General features: G+C 58.7%; 20 protein-coding genes. 2 read left to right on the top strand and 18 right to left on the bottom strand.

Features of this window, described 5'->3' with window-relative positions; all coding sequences use genetic code 11:
- Positions 1-65: 65 nt before the first annotated feature.
- The 18 genes from HDE72_RS02050 to HDE72_RS01965 all read right to left on the bottom strand — a co-directional run bounded on the left by HDE72_RS02050 (position 66) and on the right by HDE72_RS01965 (position 17,674).
- Positions 66-674 carry a TetR/AcrR family transcriptional regulator gene (locus HDE72_RS02050; RefSeq protein ID WP_183737196.1) on the bottom strand — a complete coding sequence of 203 codons (609 nt, stop codon included), beginning with the start codon at positions 672-674 and terminating at the stop codon, positions 66-68.
- Positions 675-902: 228 nt separating this feature from the next.
- Entirely contained in the window at positions 903-1,292 is a 390-nt protein-coding gene (locus HDE72_RS02045) for an RNA-binding S4 domain-containing protein (protein ID WP_183737050.1), read from the bottom strand.
- Positions 1,289-2,452 carry a cardiolipin synthase ClsB gene (gene clsB, locus HDE72_RS02040; protein WP_183737049.1) on the bottom strand — a complete coding sequence of 388 codons (1,164 nt, stop codon included), beginning with the start codon at positions 2,450-2,452 and terminating at the stop codon, positions 1,289-1,291. Before clsB ends, HDE72_RS02045 begins: the two co-directional genes overlap by 4 nt.
- 9 nt (positions 2,453-2,461) lie before the next feature.
- Positions 2,462-3,277: an endonuclease/exonuclease/phosphatase family protein gene (locus tag HDE72_RS02035; RefSeq protein ID WP_183737048.1), complete on the bottom strand. Its 816-nt coding sequence runs from the start codon at positions 3,275-3,277 to the stop codon at positions 2,462-2,464.
- An 84-nt stretch (positions 3,278-3,361) separates the two neighbouring features.
- Complete coding sequence (locus HDE72_RS02030) at positions 3,362-3,655, bottom strand: hypothetical protein (RefSeq protein ID WP_183737047.1); 294 nt, start codon at positions 3,653-3,655, stop codon at positions 3,362-3,364.
- A gap of 18 nt (positions 3,656-3,673) precedes the next feature.
- On the bottom strand, positions 3,674-4,138 hold the full coding sequence (nudB, locus tag HDE72_RS02025; protein WP_183737046.1) for a dihydroneopterin triphosphate diphosphatase: 465 nt from the start codon (positions 4,136-4,138) through the stop codon (positions 3,674-3,676).
- Between the two features lie 64 nt (positions 4,139-4,202).
- Positions 4,203-6,008, bottom strand: coding sequence for an aspartate--tRNA ligase (aspS, locus tag HDE72_RS02020; RefSeq protein ID WP_183737045.1), 1,806 nt, complete (start codon positions 6,006-6,008; stop codon positions 4,203-4,205).
- A 63-nt stretch (positions 6,009-6,071) separates the two neighbouring features.
- Positions 6,072-6,707, bottom strand: coding sequence for a DUF502 domain-containing protein (locus HDE72_RS02015; RefSeq protein WP_183737044.1), 636 nt, complete (start codon positions 6,705-6,707; stop codon positions 6,072-6,074).
- Positions 6,708-6,752: 45 nt separating this feature from the next.
- Positions 6,753-7,052, bottom strand: coding sequence for an FmdB family zinc ribbon protein (locus tag HDE72_RS02010; RefSeq protein ID WP_183737043.1), 300 nt, complete (start codon positions 7,050-7,052; stop codon positions 6,753-6,755).
- 80 nt (positions 7,053-7,132) lie between these two features.
- Positions 7,133-7,738: a methyltransferase gene (locus tag HDE72_RS02005; protein ID WP_183737042.1), complete on the bottom strand. Its 606-nt coding sequence runs from the start codon at positions 7,736-7,738 to the stop codon at positions 7,133-7,135.
- 18 nt (positions 7,739-7,756) lie between these two features.
- A complete protein-coding gene (gene ubiB, locus HDE72_RS02000; protein ID WP_183737041.1) occupies positions 7,757-9,328 on the bottom strand; it encodes a ubiquinone biosynthesis regulatory protein kinase UbiB in 1,572 nt (523 codons plus the stop codon).
- Entirely contained in the window at positions 9,325-9,969 is a 645-nt protein-coding gene (locus HDE72_RS01995) for a ubiquinone biosynthesis accessory factor UbiJ (RefSeq protein WP_260176358.1), read from the bottom strand. Before HDE72_RS01995 ends, ubiB begins: the two co-directional genes overlap by 4 nt.
- Before the next feature lie 147 nt (positions 9,970-10,116).
- Complete coding sequence (locus HDE72_RS01990; RefSeq protein WP_183737040.1) at positions 10,117-11,088, bottom strand: Tim44 domain-containing protein; 972 nt, start codon at positions 11,086-11,088, stop codon at positions 10,117-10,119.
- 25 nt (positions 11,089-11,113) lie between these two features.
- Complete coding sequence (ubiE, locus tag HDE72_RS01985) at positions 11,114-11,848, bottom strand: bifunctional demethylmenaquinone methyltransferase/2-methoxy-6-polyprenyl-1,4-benzoquinol methylase UbiE (RefSeq protein WP_034753359.1); 735 nt, start codon at positions 11,846-11,848, stop codon at positions 11,114-11,116.
- A 149-nt stretch (positions 11,849-11,997) separates the two neighbouring features.
- Complete coding sequence (locus HDE72_RS01980; RefSeq protein ID WP_183737039.1) at positions 11,998-12,444, bottom strand: gamma-butyrobetaine hydroxylase family protein; 447 nt, start codon at positions 12,442-12,444, stop codon at positions 11,998-12,000.
- A 2-nt stretch (positions 12,445-12,446) separates the two neighbouring features.
- A complete protein-coding gene (locus HDE72_RS01975; protein ID WP_311735183.1) occupies positions 12,447-12,890 on the bottom strand; it encodes an HIT family protein in 444 nt (147 codons plus the stop codon).
- Positions 12,891-12,895: 5 nt separating this feature from the next.
- Positions 12,896-16,927: a DUF3683 domain-containing protein gene (locus HDE72_RS01970; RefSeq protein WP_183737037.1), complete on the bottom strand. Its 4,032-nt coding sequence runs from the start codon at positions 16,925-16,927 to the stop codon at positions 12,896-12,898.
- 255 nt (positions 16,928-17,182) lie between these two features.
- Positions 17,183-17,674, bottom strand: coding sequence for a YqaA family protein (locus tag HDE72_RS01965; protein ID WP_183737036.1), 492 nt, complete (start codon positions 17,672-17,674; stop codon positions 17,183-17,185).
- Between the two features lie 216 nt (positions 17,675-17,890).
- Here HDE72_RS01965 and ilvA point away from each other — a divergent pair, with 216 nt between their 5' ends.
- Positions 17,891-19,426 carry a threonine ammonia-lyase, biosynthetic gene (gene ilvA, locus HDE72_RS01960; RefSeq protein ID WP_183737035.1) on the top strand — a complete coding sequence of 512 codons (1,536 nt, stop codon included), beginning with the start codon at positions 17,891-17,893 and terminating at the stop codon, positions 19,424-19,426.
- Positions 19,427-19,520: 94 nt separating this feature from the next.
- Positions 19,521-20,363, top strand: a complete 843-nt coding sequence (gene queF / locus HDE72_RS01955; RefSeq protein ID WP_183737194.1) for an NADPH-dependent 7-cyano-7-deazaguanine reductase QueF — start codon at positions 19,521-19,523, stop codon at positions 20,361-20,363.
- Positions 20,364-20,511: the final 148 nt, after the last annotated feature.

Here is a 20,511-nt window from a genome sequence, read left to right as displayed (position 1 = left end):
CGTTTAGCTAAAGTGTTGTACTTGTGAACTGCTTGTTCTGTTGCGGCTGCTGCTTTATTCCTGGCTTATTCCTGGCTGACTGCGGCCGGATTCTGGTACGAGGCCAGCAAACGGACAAAGCCCGCTTGCGCCCGTTCTATGCTGCCTGGCACGCGCAGGAAGCGCGCGTCGTGATGCAGCGCCAGGATCAGGCCATACATTTCATACACCAGCTGTGGCGCATCGGTGCCGGGCTTCAAGTCGCCCGTCGTGATCGATTGCTGCACACAGCGCAGCAGCGCGCCCTGCCAGGCTTGCACCATGGCCACCAGCGCTTCGCGGATCGGGCCCGGGCGGTCGTCATACTCGACCGCGCCGCTGATATAGATGCAGCCGGAAGCGATTTCCACGCTGACCCGCTTGACCCAGCGCGCAAACATCGATTGCAAACGCTGGATGCCGCGTGGTTCTTTCATGCTGGGGAAAAAGACTTCTTGCTCGAAACGGTGGTGGTAAAGCTTCAACACCTCCATCTGCAAGTCTTCGCGCGAGCCGAAGTGGGCAAATACGCCCGACTTGCTCATGTTCATTTTGTCTGCGAGCAGCCCGATGGTCAGGCCTTCCAGGCCGTCGCGGCTGGACAGGTCCAGCGCCACGTCGAGGATGGCTGCACGGGTCAGTTCGCCTTTGCGCATGAATTTGACTGAGGTATTCAAAAGTACCGTTCCATGTTGATGTTGCCGATCTGGCGGAACTTGCATGGAGAGCAAAAAAAAGCACGCCATGAAAAAATCCGAACGCTCGTACTATTATCCAGTACAACATAAAAGTCAAACGGGAACTTTAGAGGCGCTCTTCTATTGGTGCGGCGCAGCATTGCGGGCCGGACTATTCCTGCCCCACAAGGCCACGGCAGGACGATCTCAGGACAGGTCGCCCGCCTTGCTCAATTGACGGCGGTCGCGCTTGGTCGGCCGCCCTTTGATGGTTGCTCCCGGTTCACGGAAGAGTTTTCTTTCTTCGGCCGTATGTTCGCGGCGCGCGATGCTGGCCGGCGTTTCCGCATACAGCAATCGCGCCACGGGCGCCGCGCCGCGCTTGTCGGACAAGCCCAGCACGGCCACTTCCCAGGTTTCCGCCCCATTGTCGATGGACAATTCATCGCCCACCTTCAAGCCGCGCGCCGGCTTGACGCGTTCGCCAGCCACTTTTACTTTACCGTTATCGACGGCGTCGCTGGCCAGGGTGCGCGTCTTGAAAAAGCGCGCCGCCCACAACCATTTATCGATACGAAGATTGTTCAAATCACTCATGCATACTTTCCTACTGAAAAAATGCGCATCACCAGCCGGTACGCAAAAAAGGCCGCTTCATAACCGAGGCGGCGAAAACGGCCGATGTGCTTGAAATCATCCTGGTGGATCACCGTACCGTCGGCGATACCCTGTTCTATATGTTTGCGCAGGCTTTGCGCAAAGGCCACGTCCTTGATCACCACATTGGCTTCCTGGTTCAGGAACAGGCTCAGCGCATCAATATTGCTGGAACCCACTGTCGCCCAGTCATCATCCACCACGGCCACCTTGGCGTGCAACTGCGTCTTGCGGTATTCGACGATTTTTACGCCGGCGGCCAGCAATTTCGGATAAAACGAGTGCGCCACGGCATCTTGCATGCGGAACTCGCCCACGCCGATCAAGAGCACCACGTCCACGCCCCGCTGGGCTGCCTGGGCCAGCGCCCGGCGCAATTTTTGTCCCGGCGCAAAATACGGGTTGGCCAGCAGCACGCTCTTGCGCGCCTGCCCCAGCGCCTGCAGGTAGGCGCGCTGTATCGTGCGCCGGTTGCGCAAGTTGTCGCGCACCACGAAGCCGGCCACCACCGGGTGTTTCGCCAGCTCCTTGCTGACTCTGCGCATCTTGCTGTACAGCTTGATACGCCGCACCAGGTTCATCTTGCCCAGGCGCGCCCACTGCGCATGCGCTTCTTCGTGGATGGCGGCCACCAGCGGGCCCTTCACCTGCACGGCAAAATCCCAGCGCGGAGCGGCCAGGCTGATGCTGTGGTCGTAGTCGCAAAACATGTCGTCATTGATATTGATACCGCCCACCAGAGCGATTTCGCCATCGGCCACGCAGATTTTGCGGTGCGTACGCGTGATGCCACGCCGGAACCAGGCGTTGAAGATGCGGTGGTGCACGCCGGCCGCTTCCAGCTCGGCATGCATGGCGTTGACCCTGCGGTTGCCGGTGCCGAACCAGTCCGTAATCATGCACACCAGCACGCCGCGCGCAGCCGCCCGCTTGAGGGCGTCGAGCACCAGGGCGCCGGTTTCATCGTCGGCAAAGATATAGGTTTCGAAAAAGACTTCGGTATGGGCACCATCGATGGCGGCGATCAATGCGGGAAAATAATCGGCGCCGCAATGCAGGAGGGTAATGTCGTTATGGGCAGTGAAATTGACTGAGCGCATGCGGGCAGTCTACGCCAGTTTCAGTACGGAGACGATGGGCGCGTGATCCGACAGCTTGGCCCACAAAGTGCCGTGCATCACTTGCGCGCCTTCCACCTGGAAACCGCGCACATAGATGCGGTCCAGGCGGAACCAGGGCAAGGCCGCGGGAAAAGTACGCGCCGGCACGGGCGCTTTCGCCTGGCGCCGCGCCAGGGTGCGCACCAGATCGCCCAGGGCCGAGTTCGATGCGCGCTGGTCGAACACTTCCACCACCCCCAGCGCATTGCGCAGCTTGTCGCTGAGCGTGTTGCGCCAATCGTTGAAGTCGCCAGCAATGATGACCGGCTCGCCATTCGGCGCCGAGGCCAGCACGGCGTCGATCAGCGCCTGCGTCTGGCGTCCCCGTCCTGCTTCAAACAAGCCCAGATGCACGACATAACAATGCACATCGGCTTTCGGCGTATTCAGCACGCAATGCAAGATGCCGCGTTGCTCGTAGGCATGATCAGAAACATCGTGATTGGTTTGCGAAGCGATGGGGTATTTGCTGAGCAAGGCATTGCCGTGGTGGCCATGGTCATACACGGCATTCATGCCGTAGGCCGTATGGTGTTCCGGGCCGGCAAAAAATTCATGCTGCGACGCTTCCGGCCAATGCTTGTGGCCATGTTCCTCGGCGCCAAAGCGGGCCGCATTGCGGTCATGCTTGCCCTGCACTTCTTGCAGAAAGACTACATCGGCATCGAACAGGGTAATGGCCTGCTTGAGGGCATGCACCCTGGGCAAGCCCCGTACGGAGGAGACACCCTTGTGGATGTTATAAGTTGCTACGCGGATTTTCATGCATTGATTCTACTCCCTGGCGGGGGCCGCACGGCGCCATGCTAGGTGCGCGTGCGCACCTAGGCCGGCAAAAAAACTGGCGCTTCACGCCATCATGCGCGCCACGCCAGCCGACACGCTGATGCACAGGGCCGCGATGCCGCCCGCCCAGACGATCTTGACCAGCAAGGGCGCGCCGCGCCAGGCCACCGTGCGCTTGCCCGGGACAAACGCGCCCGGATGCAGCAGCCAGCCTATCGCCATCAGCGGCAAGCCGATCGACGGCGTGCGGCCGGGCGTGGCAAAGGTAAACAGGGCCAGTATCAGGCACAGGCAGAAAATAATGCCTGCGATACCGATCAGTTTTTGTTGCGGGGTCAAATGAATCCAGTTAAACATGACTACTTTCTTGAACATTCAGTGAGGGCGCGCCAGGCCTGTCATGGCTGGCAATTGCAAAATCGCTTCCGCATTGGAAGAGGAAAAACACTGGTCAGCCGCCGCCAGGCAAGGCAGCCAGACGTATTGCAAGTGTTCGCGGGGACTCAAGGTAATCAGCGTATCGCGCGGCACTTGCACGCTGAACACGTGTTCCGTGTTGCGCGTGACGCCAGGCGCATAACGGTGGCGCCAGATGGGGTAGATCTCGTACACATTCGACAGTTGCCAGTCGCGCAACACGATGTTGTGGCCATCGGCAACGATGCCGGTTTCTTCGAACAGCTCGCGCGCAGCCGCCTGCAGCAGCGGCTCGTCGATGGCGTCGACGGAACCGGTCACCGACTGCCAGAAGCCGGGCTGGCCCGCGCGCTCGATCAGCAACACTTCAAGGTCGGCCGTATGGATGACGACCAGCACGGAAACGGGAATTTTATGGCTCATATCAAGAATGAAAAAGGCGCCTCTTCAGCGCCTTTTTTTGCATCGCTTCAGCTCAGGCTAATGCTTAGCCTGCTACTTTTGGCTCGGCGCCGCGCAAACGGATGTGCAATTCGCGCAGTTGCTTCTCGTCCACTTCCGACGGCGCTTGTGTCAGCAGACACTGGGCGCGCTGGGTTTTCGGGAAGGCGATCACGTCGCGGATCGATTCGGAACCGGTCATCATGGTCACGATACGGTCCAGGCCGAATGCCAGGCCGCCATGCGGTGGCGCGCCGTATTGCAGTGCGTCCAGCAGGAAGCCGAATTTCAGCTGCGCTTCTTCGGCATCGATCTTCAGTGCACGGAAGACCTTGCTTTGCACTTCTTCGCGGTGGATACGGATAGAACCGCCGCCCAGTTCCCAGCCGTTCAAGACCATGTCGTAGGCCTTGGCGATACAGGCGCCTGGGTTGGTTTCCAGCATGTCTTCATGGCCGTCTTTAGGCGCCGTGAATGGATGGTGGGTCGCGGTCCAGCGGTCTGCTTCTTCGTCGTAGTCGAACATCGGGAAGTCGACCACCCACAATGGTTTCCACACGTCGTCGAACAGGCCCGATTTCTTGCCAAATTCGCTGTGGCCGATTTTCACGCGCAGCGCGCCGATGGCGTCGTTGACGACTTTTTCCTTGTCCGCGCCGAAGAAGATCAGGTCGCCGTCTTCTGCACCGGTTTGCTCAACGATCGTGGCCAGCACGTCGGCAGGCAGGAACTTGACGATAGGCGATTGCAAGCCTTCAGGACCCTTGGCTTTTTCATTGACCTTGATGTAGGCCAGGCCCTTGGCGCCATAGATGGCGACGAACTGGGTATAGGCATCGATTTCCGAACGCGGCATGCTGCCGCCTTGCGGTACGCGCAGGGCAACCACGCGGCCGCCCTTCATGTTGGCGGCGCTGTTGAATACCTTGAATTCGACCGACTTCATGGCTTCGGTCAAGTCGGTGAAGGCCAGCTTGACGCGCATGTCCGGCTTGTCGGAACCGTACAGGCCCATCGCCGTGGCGTAGTCCATCACCGGGAACGGATTCGGCAGGTCGATATCGAGGGTGTTCTTGAAGACGATACGTATCATGTCTTCGAACAGGTCGCGGATTTCCTGTTCCGTCAGGAACGACGTTTCGCAGTCGATCTGGGTGAATTCTGGCTGACGGTCAGCGCGCAAGTCTTCGTCGCGGAAGCACTTGGTGATTTGGTAGTAACGGTCGAAGTTAGCAACCATCAACAGTTGTTTGAACAACTGTGGTGATTGTGGCAAGGCGAAGAAGTTGCCTGCGTTCACACGCGATGGCACCAGGTAATCGCGCGCGCCTTCTGGCGTCGACTTGGTCAGCATCGGCGTTTCGATGTCGATGAAGCCCAGGTTGTCCAGGTACTTGCGCACTTCCATCGTCACTTTATAGCGCAGGCGCAGGTTGTTTTGCATTTGCGGGCGGCGCAGGTCCAGCACGCGGTGCGTCAGACGCGTGGTTTCCGACAGATTGTCGTCGTCCAGCTGGAATGGCACAGGCACGGAGGCGTTCAACACTTCCATCTCGGCGCAAACGACTTCGATCTTGCCCGATTTCAAGTTGTTGTTGATGGTGCCGTCGATACGCGCGGTCACCACACCGGTCACGCGCAGGCAGAATTCATTGCGCACGGCTTCAGCGACCTTGAACATTTCCGCTTGTTCAGGATTGCAGACGATCTGCACCAGGCCTTCACGGTCGCGCAAGTCGATGAAAATCAGGCTGCCGTGGTCACGGCGGCGATGTACCCAGCCGCACAGGCTGACGGTTTGACCAAGCATGGCTTCGGTGACGAGGCCGCAGTATTGAGTACGCATAGACATAAGATTCTCAGTTCAGGTTAATGAGTGTTCGATCCGGCCACGTCCCCCATGGGACGCCTGCCTTTATTCTTTGGCTGCCGGCGCCGTTACAACGCCAGTGACAGCGATAACTTCCGCAGGCGCCACCACGCCCATCGAGACGATGTACTTGAGCGCAGCATCCACGCTCATGTCGAGTTCGACGACATCGCTGCGCTTCATCATCAGGAAGAAGCCCGAAGTCGGGTTCGGCGTCGTCGGCACATACACGCTGACATAGTCGCCCACCAGATGGTTCGCCGCATCGCCGCCCGGCACGCCGGTCAGGAAAGCGATGGTCCAGGAATTCTGATGCGGATACGGCACCAGCACTGCCTTGCGGAAAGCATTACCCGACGAGGAAAACAAGGTATCGGACACTTGCTTGACGCTCGAATACAGGGAGTTGACGATGGGAATGCGCTGCAGCAGCTTTTCCCACAGTTTCACCACGTAATTGCCGACCAGGTTATTGGTCAGCAAACCCGTCAAGAACACGATGACTATCGTCAGTATCGTACCCAGGCCGGGAATGTCAAAGCCGAGCAGCTTTTTCGGGCGATACTGCTCCGGCACCAGCAGCAACGACTGGTCCAGGGTGCCCACCACCAGATTCAATACCCACAGGGTAATTGCCAGCGGCACCAGGATCAGCAAGCCGGTAATAAAATATTTACGCATCGGTCTCTCGGTAATGGAAGTGCGCCACGGCGGCTACGCCTTGTTTCAGTCTGCCTTGGGGGCTGCCGCCGGAGCCGCTACAGGCGCGGCCGCAGGAGCGCTCTCTGCCGCTGGCTTGGCCGCATCGGCCGGGCCCGTCGGGATGGCCGTCGTGGGCGCCGTGCCGCCACGGAAATCGGTTGCGTACCAGCCGGTGCCCTTCAATTGGAAACCGGCGGCGGTCAATTGTTTCTTGAAGCTGGGTTTGCCGCAAGACAGGCAGACCGTCAACACAGGATCAGACATCTTTTGCAAGACATCCTTGGCAAAACCACACTCTTCACAGCGGTAAGCGTAAATCGGCATCACAACTCCGCAAAAATCATCAAAAACCCTGAATTATAAAGCTTTTCCGCAGCGCTCAACGGAAATTGCCCCGCCCGCCATCAGCCAGCCCGGCGGGACCAGACCATCCAGCGCTCCTTGCCAGCAAACACGGCGATGGAATCGGTGACGGCTTCATCAATCAGGCACTCGAAATACGGCGACAGCAGCTCTTGAAGTTGCTCACGAGAAATGCCAAATGGCGGGCCCTTGGCATGCTCGTCAAAGAAAAAGTAGCCCGCCAGCATGGCGCCCGGCGCCAGCAGCTGCGCCCAGCGGGCGGCCACTTGCGCCCGCATGGCCCGTGGCATGGCGCACAGAAAGGCCCGCTCATAGATCAGGTCCAGCGGCGCCGTAGGCTGCCAGGAAAAGAAATCGGCTTCCACCACCTGCCCTGCCCGTGGCTCACCGACGACAATCCGGGCGGCAGCCACGGCAGCCGGTGAAAAATCGATGGCCGTAGCATCCCAGCCGGCATCAAACATGAAAGCCAGCTCATGGGCCGAACCGCAGCCGGGGATCAGGCAGCGCAGTGGCGCCGGGCTGTCTTGCACAAACTGGCGCAGCCGTGCCGGCACGCCGCCATGGTCCCACGGCGTAAATTGCTTGTCGAAACGCTCGTCCCAGAAGGCGGGCGAGCGTGGGTCGCGCGTTTGAAAGTCAGCCATCAGTCGCTCCCCCGGTGCTTAAAACGGCAGCTGGTGCCAGCGCATGAATACCTGGAAACCCAGCGCACCCAAGGCGAAAGCGCCCACGAAGTAGATAATAAAGCTCAGCAAGCGATTGGTTTGCTGCTGTTCCGCCAGCAAGGTTTTCATCAGTTCCACCTCGTTTTCGCGCGGTTCACCGTGCACCGTCAAGGCTTGATGCAGCAAGCGCGGCAGTTGCGGGAAGATATGCGCGTAGCGTGGCGCCTCGGCGCGCAGCTTATCCATGAAGCCTTGCGGGCCCACCTGCTTGCTCATCCATTTTTCCAGGTAGGGCTTGGCCGTTTGCCACAGGTCCAGGTCCGGGTCCAGCTGGCGGCCCAGGCCTTCGATATTGAGCAGGGTCTTTTGCAACAGCACCAGCTGCGGCTGCACTTCGACGTTGAAGCGGCGCGAAGTCTGGAACAGCCGCAGCAGCACCTGGCCAAACGAGATATCTTTCAGCGGACGGTCAAAGATTGGTTCGCAGCAAGCACGCACGGCCGCTTCCAGCTCATCGACACGGGTATCCTTGGGCGCCCAGCCCGATTCGATATGCGCTTCGGCCACGCGCTTGTAGTCGCGGCGGAAGAAGGCCAGGAAGTTTTGCGACAGATAATCCTTGTCGTAATCGTTCAGGGTGCCGACGATGCCGAAGTCCAGCGCGATATAGCGGCCGAACGACTCCGGTGCGATGGAGACGAGAATATTGCCTGGATGCATGTCCGCGTGGAAAAAGCCGTCACGGAACACCTGCGTGAAGAAAATTTCCACGCCATCGCTGGAAAGTTTACGCAAATCCACGCCGGCCGCTGCCAGGCGGTCGATCTGCGACACGGGAATGCCGACCATGCGTTCCATCACGATCACGCTGCTGGAGCAATAATCCCAGTGCATTTCAGGCACCAGCAGCAAGTTCGAATTGGCAAAGTTGCGGCGCAGCTGGCTGGCATTGGCCGCCTCGCGCATCAGGTCCAGCTCGTCATGCAGATACTTGTCGAACTCGCCCACCACCTCTTTCGGCTTCAAGCGCTTGCTGTCGGCCCACAGACGGCTGGTCCAGTCGGCCGCGATATGCATCAGCGCCACGTCTTCGTCGATCAGCTTTTTCATGCCTGGACGCAAGACTTTGACGGCCACTTCCTTGCCATTTTTCAGGGTAGCGAAGTGCACCTGGGCAATCGAAGCGGACGCCACCGGTTCGCGCTCGAAGCGTGCAAACAATTCGTCCGGGTGGGCGCCCAGCGATTTGACGATTTGCGCGATGGCGAGATCTGAATCGAACGGCGGCACCCGGTCTTGCAGGCGCGCCAGCTCGTCGGCGATATCGGGTGGCATCAGGTCGCGCCGGGTCGACAATACCTGGCCAAACTTGACGAAGATGGGGCCCAGCTCTTCCAGCGCCAGCCGCAGCCGCAGGCCGCGTGGCGAGGACAGGTCGCGCCAGAAAATCAGCGTATCGATCAGCTTGGCCGTGCGGGGAACTTTCAGGCCAGAAATAGCGATTTCATCGAGACCGTACTTGATGGAAACCCGAATAATTTTGAACAGGCGCAGGAATTTCAAGATCATGTAGACAAATCCGGTGTAGGTTGCGGCGGCAGCGCCTTTTCCAGCCTGGCGATGCGCTTGGCCAGGCGTTCGACATCATCGCGCACGCGCGTCACGCCGGCCGAGTAGTCGTGCAAAGTGGTGGGACGTATCAGCATCGGCTGTTCATCCAGGAAATATTCGGCCACGTTCTCGGCCAGTTTCTGATGCCCGGCGCGGGCGGCGGCCACGGCTGATTTCGCACCAGCCACCAATCGTGTTGCAAAGATGGGGCCCAGCACTTTTTCCAGGTCGTGTTCGGCTTCCCAGCGCAAGCCCTTGCTCAATTGCGAAATCGCATTGGCAAACTCGGCATCGCCTTCGATCTTCACATAGGAAAACGCCCGTTCGCGGTTTTGCGCAATCAACGGCAAATCCGACAGTTTGACGCGGATGGTGACATTGGCTGGCACGTCGCCCGCGGCCGACTTCAGCATGCCGGCGCTATCGACCTGCAGGCGCAAGGCCACGGCGCCCGTATCGATGCAGGCAATCTTGCCGGCGTGCACGGCCAACTGCTGGCGCGCCCATGGCTCTTGCGCCAGCAAATGATTAATGGTGGCAATAACGGTGGCGATGGCAGGCGCCATCAGCAGGGATCGGTCTGGAATCGGAGAAGTCATTACCTTGCGCGTAGTGGCGCCCTTAAAAAGAAAAAACCGCCCGTCAATAACACGGGCGGTTTCGATCTTACCAGTTCAGCAGGAAATATCCCTCAAGCAGCAAGAATTCATTCTGCGCTTAAGCTGCCGCTCAGGAACTAATTGACATTAGTTCAATTGTTGTATGCCCGCCAAGACCCAACCACCATTGCCGTTGAGGGGTTTCGACATATTCCACACTTCCGCGAACGGCTCGGCTGCCGCGTTCGGCGCCGAACGGATCAGGCCGGTGAATTTCACGCTGGCCAGATAATCATTGGCGGCCGTTTCTATGCCCAGCAATTCACCATCGATGGTGACCACGTCGGTAAAGTCTGCCTGGCCGCCACGTTCCTGGATTTGCATGCGCAGTTCTGCATACACTTCCGGCGAGGTGAATTCACGGATGTCATTGACGTCCGATTTGTCCCAGGCTGCTTGCAAACGAATGAAATTGCTTTTCGCATGGCGCAAAAAGTTATCCTTGTCGAAATCGGCTGGCACGCCCCAGGGCGCGGCAGCGGCAGGTTCCGGCTTGTCCAGGCCTACACCGGACGAGACCGGCTGCAGCGGCGGCAGCGGTGGAATGCGCGAACCGATGTCCGGCACATTGCCAGCCGGTGCAGGCGTATTATTGAAATTGCCACCAAAATTGGCAAACGGATTGTTGCCGCCGTTGTTGGCATTCGCCGTGCCGCCATCGCGCTTGTTGCGTACCATGCGGTAGATAAAGAAAATCACGCCAGCGATCAAGGCCACCATCAGCAGCGAGCTGATCATGCTGGCCAAAGCACCTCCCAGGCCAAAATGCGACAGCAGCGCGCCCAGGCCCAGGCCCAGCAAGGCGCCGCCCAGAATGCCTTTCCAGCGGCTAGGCGGTTTTGCCGCAGCAGCGGCCGCCGGAGCTGGCGTCGGTTGAGCTTGACGTGGTGCCTGGCTAGGCGCAGGTGCCGGTGCCGGAGCGGGCGCCTGACGACCTACGTTTTGCGACTGGCGGCCGATGGAACGGCCACCTCCCATGGGACGCGCCAGGGCTTCGCCCAGCATCGATACCGTGGTCGCGGCCAACATCATGCCAACCAAAAATTTCTTCATCTTCATTCCATCTCCTAAAGTGCCGGCAACACTACATCTTGATGCCGGTATGCAAAGCGGCAATACCTGCCGTCAAATTGTAATATTGCACACGTTCCAGGCCCGCCGTTTCCATCATGGTCTTCAGCGTTTCCTGGTCCGGGTGCATGCGGATCGATTCCGCCAAATAGCGATAGCTTTCCGCATCACCCGCAATTTTCTGTCCGAACCACGGCAATACCGAGAACGAATACAGATCGTATGGTTTTTGCAGCGGCGCTGCTACCTTGGAAAATTCAAGGACCAGCAGCTTGCCGCCCGGTTTCAGCACGCGGCGCATTTCTGCCAGCGCCACATCCTTGTGTGTCATATTACGCAAGCCGAAAGCCACGCTGACACGGTCAAAATAGTTATCAGGAAAAGGTAGCTTTTCAGCATCGCACAGCAGAGTTGGGGTCAATAAGCCACGATTCAAGAGGCGATCGCGGCCCACGCGCAACATCGACTCATTAATGTCGGTCAGCCAGACTTCACCGGTGGGGCCAGCCTGCTTGGCAAAGGCCTTCGACAGGTCGCCCGTGCCGCCAGCGATATCGAGTACCTTGAAGCCAGGGCGCACGCCCGCGTTGGCGATCGTAAAGGTCTTCCACAGACGGTGCAGCCCGCCCGACATCAAGTCATTCATCACATCATATTTGGCAGCGACGGAATGGAACACCTTGGCGACTTCGCGCACTTTGTCGTCTTCTGCAACTGTTTTATATCCGAAATGGGTGGTATTGGTCATGGTAGGCAGCCTGTTTGAACTAAGTGCATTATACAAGCGCAAGCCCATTTCACCCTGCTTGCCATAGGGACAAAAAAACGGACAAAAAAAATGGGCTGCGCCGGAGCGGTGTCAACCGTCCGGGGCAGCCCATTTTTGCGATGAAAAACTTAGTGTTTGTGACCGCAGCTGGGGCCGTGGACGTGACCAGAAGATTGTTTGATCGTCATGTCGGCCAGCGCATCGCGGCCGCTGTCGCCCGGATAACCGGCGGCCGTCAGGCGGTCCAGATAGTCTTGCCACAGCTTGCTTTGCTCGGCGCCCAGCTTGTACAGATAGCTCCAGGTGTACAGGCCCGTATTGTGACCATCGCTGAAAGTCGGTTGCACGGCGTAGTTGCCAACTGGCTCCAGATTTGTCAAGCCCACCAGGCGCTTGCCCAGTTGCAAGACTTCCTGGCCCTTGCCATGGCCTTGCACTTCGGCCGATGGCGAATACACGCGCAGGTATTCAAACGGCAGCGCGAACTGGCTGCCATCGTCAAAAGCGATGTCGAGCACGCGCGACTGGTTATGGACGGTAATGTCCGTCGGTTGCGGGGTAGAATTTGTACTCATAATTATGCCGATAAGCGTTGAATAATGGCGGTGCGTAGTGCCGGCAGCAGGGCGCGGCGCTCGGCCAGCACGGCGGCCGGCGTTTCGCGCTGCACCACGGCCCAGCTCGGATGGGGGAAATGCGCGTCGTCGCGGTAGCGGGGAATCACATGCCAGTGCACATGCGGCGTCATATTGCCGAAACTGGCGACATTCACCTTTTCCGGCTGCATCACTTCACGCACGGCCAGCTCGACTTGCCACACCACTTCCATCACGTAATTGCGCTCGCCCGGTGTCAAATCCGTCATTTCCTTGACGTGCTTGTTCCAGATTACTCGGCAAAAGCCGGGATAGGCGGCGTCATCGACCGCCACCACGGCCAGCCGGTCGCTGCGCCATAACAAGGTTTCCAGCCCCTGCTTGCTGGCGTAGCCATCGAGCAAGGTGCACAGATCGCAGTGCACGGAACTCACACCAGCACCCGTTCGATGCCGCCATCGTTGGCGCGTTTCACATAGTCTGGCATCCAGTTTTCTCCCAGCAAATGTTTGGCGATCTCGACGACGATGTAGTCGGCGGTGGTGCCCGAATCGTCATTGTAGCGCGACAAGCCTTGCAGGCACGATGGGCAGCTGGTGAGGATTTTTACGTCGCCCGTGAAACCATCGCCGCGCAGCTTGTCGGCGCCCTTGACCATTTCTTCTTCCTTGCGGAAACGTACTTGCGTGGAAATGTCCGGACGCGTCACGGCCAGGGAACCCGATTCTCCGCAGCAACGGTCATTCTTTTCAATCTTCACGTTGTCTACCGTGCTGATCAGCGAATTGATGGTCTTGCCCGACTCTTGCAGCTTCATCGGATTGTGGCATGGCTCGTGGTACATATAACGGGTGCCATTCACGTTTTCCAGCTTGACGTTTTTCTCCAGCAAATATTCATGGATATCCATGATGCGGCAGCCAGGGAAAATCTTTTCAAACTGGTAAGTCGCCAACTGGTCATAACACGTGCCGCAGGACACCAGCACCGTCTTGATATCGAGGTAATTGAGCGTGTTGGCCATGCGATGGAACAGGACGCGGTTGTCCGTCATCATCTTTTCAGCCTTGTCGAACTCGCCTGCGCCCCGCTGCGGATAACCGCAGCACAGATAACCCGGTGGCAAGACCGTCTGCACGCCCACTTCCCACAGCATCGCTTGCGTCGCCAGGCCCACTTGCGAGAACAGACGCTCGGAACCGCAACCGGGGAAGTAGAACACGGCTTCCGTATCGGCCGTGGTGGTCTTCGGATTACGGATGATCGGGATCACCTTGTCATCTTCAATGTCGAGCAAGGCGCGCGCCGATTTCTTCGGCAGGTTGCCCGGCATCTTTTTGTTGATGAAGTGAATCACCTGCGCTTTCACAGGCGGCTTGCCGGTCGATGGCGGCGGCGCCTTGGTCTGCTTTTTGGCAAATTTCTTGAGCAGATCGTGGCCCAGACGCTGCGCCTTGTAACCCCAGCCTATCATGACCTTGCGCGTGGCATTGATGGTCACGGGATCAGTGGCGTTGAGGAACATCATGGTCGCCTTGGTGCCCGGATTAAAGCTTTTCTTGTCCATCTTGCGCAGCAGATTGCGCATATTCATGGATACATCGCCAAAGTCGATGTTCACGGGGCAAGGCGTGACGCATTTATGGCAGACCGTGCAGTGGTCGGCCACGTCTTCGAATTCTTCCCAATGCTTGATGGAAATGCCGCGCCGCGTCTGTTCTTCGTACAGGAAAGCTTCGATCAGTGACGAAGTCGCCAAAATCTTGTCGCGCGGCGAATACAGCAAGTTGGCGCGCGGCACGTGGGTCGAGCACACGGGTTTGCACTTGCCGCAGCGCAAGCAATCCTTGACGCTGTCGGCAATCGCGCCAATATCGCTTTGCTGCATGATCAGGGACTCGTGTCCCATCAGGCCGAACGATGGCGTGTAGGCATTGCGCAAGTCGGCCCCCATGCCCGGCAAGTTCAGCAGTTTCCCCTTGTTGAAGCGGCCTTCGGGATCGATGCGCAGCTTGTAGCTGCGGAAGTCGCCGATCTCTTCTTCCGTCAAAAATTCCAGCTTGGTAATGCCGATACCGTGCTCGCCAGAAATCACGCCATTGAGCGAGCGGGCCAAGATCATGATGCGGCCCACGGCTTGGTGGGCGTCTTGCAGCATTTCGTAATTGTCCGAGTTGACGGGCAAGTTGGTGTGCACATTGCCATCGCCTGCATGCATGTGCAGCGCCACGAAGACGCGCGAACGCAAGATGCGCGCGTGGATCGCCGTCGCCTCGTCAAGAATGAGCTTGAAGGCGGCGCCATTGAAAATCTGGCGCAGCTGGGCGCGGATTTCTTGTTTCCAGGTAATGCGCACGGTGCGGTCTTGCACCACGTCAAACAAGCTGGCGGCAGGCTGTGTTTCCAGGCGCGCATCGAACACGGGCAGCAAGCGCTCCAGGCCCAGTTCGGCCAGCTCGCCTTTGACGTCGGCCAGCGGCCGGTCCAGTTGGCCCAGCAGATAAGTCCAGCGGGCGGTCACATCAGCCAGCAACTGCTGCGCCTGCTCAGCGCGGTCGCCCAGCATTTCAGCGTCATCCACGCGGTCGTCCGAGGCGTCGTCGCTCTTGCCGATCGGCAAATTGCCCTTGCCAAAGAATGCGCTCAGGGCCTCGGCCAGTTGCAGCTTGTTCTTGATCGACAGCTCGATATTGATGCGCTCGATGCCATCCGTGTATTCGCCCATGCGATTGAGCGGGATCACCACGTCTTCATTGATCTTGAACGCGTTGGTGTGCTTGGCAATCGCTGCCGTGCGGGCACGGTCGAGCCAGAATTTCTTGCGCGCTTCGGGGCTGACGGCAACAAAACCTTCCCCCACGCGCGTGTTGGCGATACGCACCACTTCCGAGGCCGCTTGCGCGACGGCATTTTCATCGTCGCCGACGATATCGCCAAACAGCGCCATCTTCGGCAACACGCCCCGTTTCGACTTGGTGGCGTAACCGACGGCGCGCAGATAGCGTTCGTCCAGATGCTCCAGGCCAGCCAGGCGCAGGGTGGTGTATTGCTCGCCCTTGGCCGGCAAACCGTCCAGGTAATCCTTGATTTCCACGATCGACGGAATCGCATCGCGCGCCTGGCCAAAGAATTCCAGGCAGACCGTGCGGGTAAATTTCGGCATCTTGTGCAAAATCCAGCGCGCCGAGGTAATCAGGCCGTCGCAGCCTTCTTTCTGGATGCCTGGCAAGCCGGCCAGGAATTTATCGGTCACGTCCTTGCCCAGGCCTTCCTTGCGGAATTTGCGGCCAGGAATTTCCAGGATTTCCGTCTTGAACGGCGCGTTCGGCTTATTGGCGTCGCGGGTGCTCGGGTGACGCCATTCCAGCTGGAAACGCGCCAGTGCGATATCGTGGATCTTGCCCAGGTTATGGTCCAGGCGCGTGACATCGAGCCAATCGCCATTCGGGTCGACCATGCGCCACGAGGCCAGATTGTCCAGCGCCGTGCCCCACAACACGGCTTTCTTGCCGCCCGCATTCATGGCGACGTTGCCGCCGATACACGATGCATGGGCCGAAGTCGGGTCGACGGCAAACACGAAACCGGCTTTTTCCGCCGCTTCCGATACTTTATTGGTAATCACGCCGGCGCCCGAATTGATCGTCGCGTATTCATGCGTCAAGCCCGGCAAGACTTGCATTTCCACCGCGCCCAGGGTGATCAGCTTTTCCGTGTTGATGACAGCCGACATGGGCGTCAGGGGAATCGCGCCACCCGTGTAGCCGGTGCCGCCGCCGCGCGGGATGATGGTCAGCCCCAGCTCGATACAGCCTTTGACCAGGCCGGCCATTTCCTCTTCCGTGTCGGGCGTCAACACAACGAAAGGGTATTCGACCCGCCAGTCGGTGGCGTCCGTCACGTGGGACACGCGCGTCATGCCGTCGAAGCGGACATTGTGTTTTTCGGTGTAACGGCCCAGCACCTTGACCGTGCGCTTGCGCAAGTCGTAGGTCTTGCGGAACTCGTCGCCAAAATCGGCCACGGCCTTGCTCGCTGCTTTCAGCAGGGACTCGACATTGGCGCTGCGCTGCTGGGTATTTGCAGCCGTATCGGCAGCAGCATCGGCGGCGCTATCGACCGTCAGGCGGCGCTTGTCGACTTCGGCCAGGCGGTGGTGCAAGGCGTCGATCAAGCCCTGGCGGCGCTTGGGATTGTCCAGCAAATCGTCTTGCAGATAGGGATTGCGGCGCACTACCCAGATATCGCCCAGCACTTCGTACAGCATGCGCGCCGAACGGCCCGTCTGACGCACGCCGCGCAGCTCATCGAGCAGACGCCAGGAGTCCTCGCCCAACAGCCGGATGACGATCTCGCGATCGGAAAACGACGTGTAGTTATAGGGGATTTCGCGCAGTCGGCTGGCTGCTGGACCATTGGGTGTTTCTGCCAATAAAGCTTGAATTTGTGCGGGAGCGTTCATGGAATGTGGTGACGTGTGGACTTACCCTAAAGACCCATTCTAGCTTATTGCGCCGCACCATGCCCTAACAGCCTTAGCCCGCCCAAGGTTTATGTCGGGTCTGGCGATCCATAGCAAATATGGTCAAGCCAATTTTTATATGAATAAAAAATGACCATATCGGCTTTTTTTGAGTAAAAATGCCAAGAATCGACCAAGCCCACAAATTATCAAACTGTTAAAAACGGACCGGAATGGGCTTGCATTTGATCTCACTCAAGACAGCAATGTGCCTATCCAGTGCCAGGTACCATCAGGTACATACAGCAGTAATATCGTCATGGTCAGGTAACGCGCGCACTTGCCGATGGCCATATAAGCCACGCTGGGCCAGAACGGCAGCTTGAGCCAGCCGGCCAGGGTGCACAGCGGGTCGCCGATGCCGGGCAGCCAGGCCAGCAACATGGTTTTTGCGCCATAGCGGGCCAGCCAGCCGAACCAGCGCGTCTCGCGCTCCTTGGCAAACGCCTGCTTGGCCCGGTAGCCCATCCAGTAGTCGACCACGCCGCCCAGGGTATTGCCCACGGTGGCCACCGCGATGACCGCCCAGAACAGCGAGGGATTGGCCTTGATCACGGCAAACACGGCCGGCTCTGAGCCGAGCGGCAACAAGGTGGCGGAGATAAAGCTGATCAGAAAGACCGATGTCAGCCCGACCTCTGGCGCTGCAATCAGGTGCAGCAACCAGACGATTGCAGATTCGATCATTGAACACTACCCGATGCTGTAAAGCTCTACATTATAATGAAGCGCAGACTGTACCGGGCATCAACCGTGCGCAGCCACAAGGGCTCACCGGCCTGTAGTTCTACCGCGTAATATCTATCACGTAAATCAGTTGCCTGGCTTATCCGCTATGGCAAGACCGCTATCGACGTACACGTTCCAGTAAGTTCCTGGCCCAGAATCACTCGCTTGCAGACTATGAACATCGACTACCTCAAGAAAATCCTGACCGCCCGCGTCTATGACGTCGCCACCGAAACGCCGCTGGAACTGGCCCCTGCCCTGTCGCAACGCCTGGGCAACCAGATTTATTTCAAGCGCGAAGACATGCAAAGCGTGTTCAGCTTCAAGATACGCGGCGCCTACAACAAGATGGCCAAGCTCAGCGATGCGGAACGCAAACGGGGCGTCATTTGCGCTTCGGCCGGCAACCATGCCCAGGGCGTGGCCCTGTCGGCAGCGCGCATGGGCTGCCGTGCCGTCATCGTCATGCCGACCACCACGCCGCAAGTGAAGGTCGAGGCGGTCAAGCAACGCGGTGGCACGCAAGTCGAAGTGGTCTTGCACGGCGAGTCCTACACGGATGCCTTCAACCATGCCAAAACGCTGGAACTGGAACAGAAGCTGACCTTTGTGCACCCGTTTGACGATCCTGATGTGATCGCCGGCCAGGGCACCATCGGCATGGAAATTTTGCGCCAGCACGCCGGCCCCATCCATGCGATTTTTGCGCCGATAGGCGGCGGCGGCCTGATCGCGGGCATCGCGGCCTACGTGAAACAGATTCGCCCGGACATCAAGATCATCGGCGTGCAAAGCGTCGATTCGAACGCCATGGCCCGTTCGCTGAAAGCCGGCGAGCGCGTCACTCTGAACGACGTGGGCCTATTTGCCGATGGCACGGCCGTGCGCCTGGCCGGCGAAGAAACCTTCCGCCTGGTGCAAGCGTATGTCGATGAAATCATCACCGTCGACACGGACGCCATCTGCGCCGCCATCAAGGATGTGTTTACGGATACGCGCAGCATTCTGGAGCCATCGGGCGCGCTGGCCATCGCCGGCGCCAAGGCTTATGTGGAACGGGCCAGCCTGTCGCGCCACCCGGTCAACAATGAAACCCTGGTAACGATCGCCAGCGGCGCCAATATGAATTTCGACCGCCTGCGTTTTGTTGCCGAACGGGCCGAACTCGGTGAATTCCGCGAAGCCGTGTTTGCCGTCACCATGCGCGAACAGCGCGGCAGCTTTAAACGCTTCTGCTCGCTGGTGGGCGCGCGCAACGTGACGGAATTTAACTACCGCATCAGCGATGCAAAACAGGCCCACGTATTTGTCGGCATCCAGATCGCCAACCGCGACGAATCGGCCCAGGTGGCGAGCCTCTTTGAAGAACACGAATTCAAGACCCTGGACCTGACGCACGACGAACTGGCCAAGACCCATTTGCGCCACCTGGTCGGCGGCAAGAGCCAGCTGGCGCAGGACGAGCTGCTGTACCGCTTCGAGTTTCCCGAGCGCCCGGGCGCGCTGATGCGTTTCCTCGACAGTATGGCGCCAAACTGGAATATTTCCCTGTGCCATTACCGCAGCCAGGGCGGCGACGTGGGCCGTATCCTGATCGGCTTGCAAGTGCCCCCCGAGGAAATGCCGGAATTCGCCCGTTTCCTCGAGACTCTCGGCTATCGTTACTGGGATGAGACCAGTAATCCGGTCTACAAGTTGTTCCTGGGCTAAAAGTGCCGGGCCAGGCCGATAGTCCTGGCCCCGCTTCTTGCCATCGCGGTAAATAGGCTACCATGCGTGCTTGACTGAACTACGCGACACCACCATGACCACCACCAACGACCTTGCCGGCCTGTCTCCACTGGGCAAAAACTCCGCTTACCGTACCGATTACGCGCCGGAATTGCTGTTTCCGATTCCGCGCCAGGGCAAGCGCGATGAATTGGCGCTGCACGGCACCCTGCCCTTCTTCGGCCTCGATATCTGGAATGCCTATGAATTGTCGTGGCTCAACTTGCGTGGCAAGCCACAAGTGGCCATTGCCAAGGTCAGCGCGCCAGCCGATTCGCCCAATATCATCGAATCGAAATCGTTCAAGCTCTACCTGAACTCGTTCAACCAGACCAGGCTGGCCAGCGCCGACGCGCTGCGCGCCTTGCTGGTGCAGGATTTGTCGCACGGTTTTGGCGCGCCGGTGCAGCTGGAACTGACTCTGCAGGAAGACTTCGGCAAGCTGAAAATGGGTGAATTCGACGGCGTGCTGCTGGACCGCCTCGATATCGAGGTCACGCAATACACACCTTCGCCCCTGTTGCTGAAAGCGGCCAAGGACGAAGCGCCGGTGGAAGAAGTGCTGGTGTCACATTTGCTCAAGTCGAACTGCCTGGTAACGGGCCAGCCAGACTGGGGCAGCGTGCAAATCGAGTACGCAGGACCGCAAATCGACCAGGAAAGCTTGTTGCGCTATCTGATCGGTTTCCGTGAACATAATGAATTCCACGAGCAATGTGTGGAACGCATCTTTGTCGACATCCTGCGCCAGTGCGCACCGCAAAAACTGTCTGTCTATGCGCGCTACACGCGCCGCGGCGGACTCGATATCAACCCATGGCGCAGCAATTTCAGCACGGGCAAGATGCCGGGCAATTTACGTAATGCACGTCAATAAGCACGCCAATAAGCACGCCAATGAGGCACATCAATAAAACCGCCATAAAGTCCGTGTAAGGGCTAAAAACATGCCGACAGGAATGTCGGCTGTGTTTTAATACAACGTGGCCGCAATGCCGTGCAGTACGAAAAAAGCACGGAAAAAT

It is taken from the genome of Janthinobacterium saanense (assembly GCF_014200675.1).
Classification (GTDB): Bacteria; Pseudomonadota; Gammaproteobacteria; order Burkholderiales; family Burkholderiaceae_D; genus Janthinobacterium.
The sequence above is the reverse complement of the archived record's forward strand: the minus strand, read 5'-3'. Positions and strand labels throughout refer to the sequence as shown.

What these genes read in the sequence shown, in the direction of transcription:
- HDE72_RS01995 (WP_260176358.1), bottom strand. Translation starts at nt 9,969, where the DNA reads ATGACTTCTCCGATTCCAGACCGATCCCTGCTGATGGCGCCTGCCATC.
- ilvA (WP_183737035.1), top strand. Translation starts at nt 17,891, where the DNA reads ATGAACATCGACTACCTCAAGAAAATCCTGACCGCCCGCGTCTATGAC.
- HDE72_RS02050 (WP_183737196.1), bottom strand. Translation starts at nt 674, where the DNA reads ATGCGCAAAGGCGAACTGACCCGTGCAGCCATCCTCGACGTGGCGCTG.
- clsB (WP_183737049.1), bottom strand. Translation starts at nt 2,452, where the DNA reads ATGCGCTCAGTCAATTTCACTGCCCATAACGACATTACCCTCCTGCAT.
- HDE72_RS02010 (WP_183737043.1), bottom strand. Translation starts at nt 7,052, where the DNA reads ATGCCGATTTACGCTTACCGCTGTGAAGAGTGTGGTTTTGCCAAGGAT.
- HDE72_RS01990 (WP_183737040.1), bottom strand. Translation starts at nt 11,088, where the DNA reads ATGAAGATGAAGAAATTTTTGGTTGGCATGATGTTGGCCGCGACCACG.
- HDE72_RS01970 (WP_183737037.1), bottom strand. Translation starts at nt 16,927, where the DNA reads ATGAACGCTCCCGCACAAATTCAAGCTTTATTGGCAGAAACACCCAAT.
- ubiE (WP_034753359.1), bottom strand. Translation starts at nt 11,848, where the DNA reads ATGACCAATACCACCCATTTCGGATATAAAACAGTTGCAGAAGACGAC.
- nudB (WP_183737046.1), bottom strand. Translation starts at nt 4,138, where the DNA reads ATGAGCCATAAAATTCCCGTTTCCGTGCTGGTCGTCATCCATACGGCC.
- queF (WP_183737194.1), top strand. Translation starts at nt 19,521, where the DNA reads ATGACCACCACCAACGACCTTGCCGGCCTGTCTCCACTGGGCAAAAAC.
- HDE72_RS02005 (WP_183737042.1), bottom strand. Translation starts at nt 7,738, where the DNA reads ATGGCTGACTTTCAAACGCGCGACCCACGCTCGCCCGCCTTCTGGGAC.
- HDE72_RS01980 (WP_183737039.1), bottom strand. Translation starts at nt 12,444, where the DNA reads ATGAGTACAAATTCTACCCCGCAACCGACGGACATTACCGTCCATAAC.
- ubiB (WP_183737041.1), bottom strand. Translation starts at nt 9,328, where the DNA reads ATGATCTTGAAATTCCTGCGCCTGTTCAAAATTATTCGGGTTTCCATC.
- HDE72_RS02015 (WP_183737044.1), bottom strand. Translation starts at nt 6,707, where the DNA reads ATGCGTAAATATTTTATTACCGGCTTGCTGATCCTGGTGCCGCTGGCA.
- HDE72_RS02030 (WP_183737047.1), bottom strand. Translation starts at nt 3,655, where the DNA reads ATGTTTAACTGGATTCATTTGACCCCGCAACAAAAACTGATCGGTATC.
- HDE72_RS01965 (WP_183737036.1), bottom strand. Translation starts at nt 17,674, where the DNA reads ATGATCGAATCTGCAATCGTCTGGTTGCTGCACCTGATTGCAGCGCCA.
- HDE72_RS02045 (WP_183737050.1), bottom strand. Translation starts at nt 1,292, where the DNA reads ATGAGTGATTTGAACAATCTTCGTATCGATAAATGGTTGTGGGCGGCG.
- aspS (WP_183737045.1), bottom strand. Translation starts at nt 6,008, where the DNA reads ATGTCTATGCGTACTCAATACTGCGGCCTCGTCACCGAAGCCATGCTT.
- HDE72_RS02035 (WP_183737048.1), bottom strand. Translation starts at nt 3,277, where the DNA reads ATGAAAATCCGCGTAGCAACTTATAACATCCACAAGGGTGTCTCCTCC.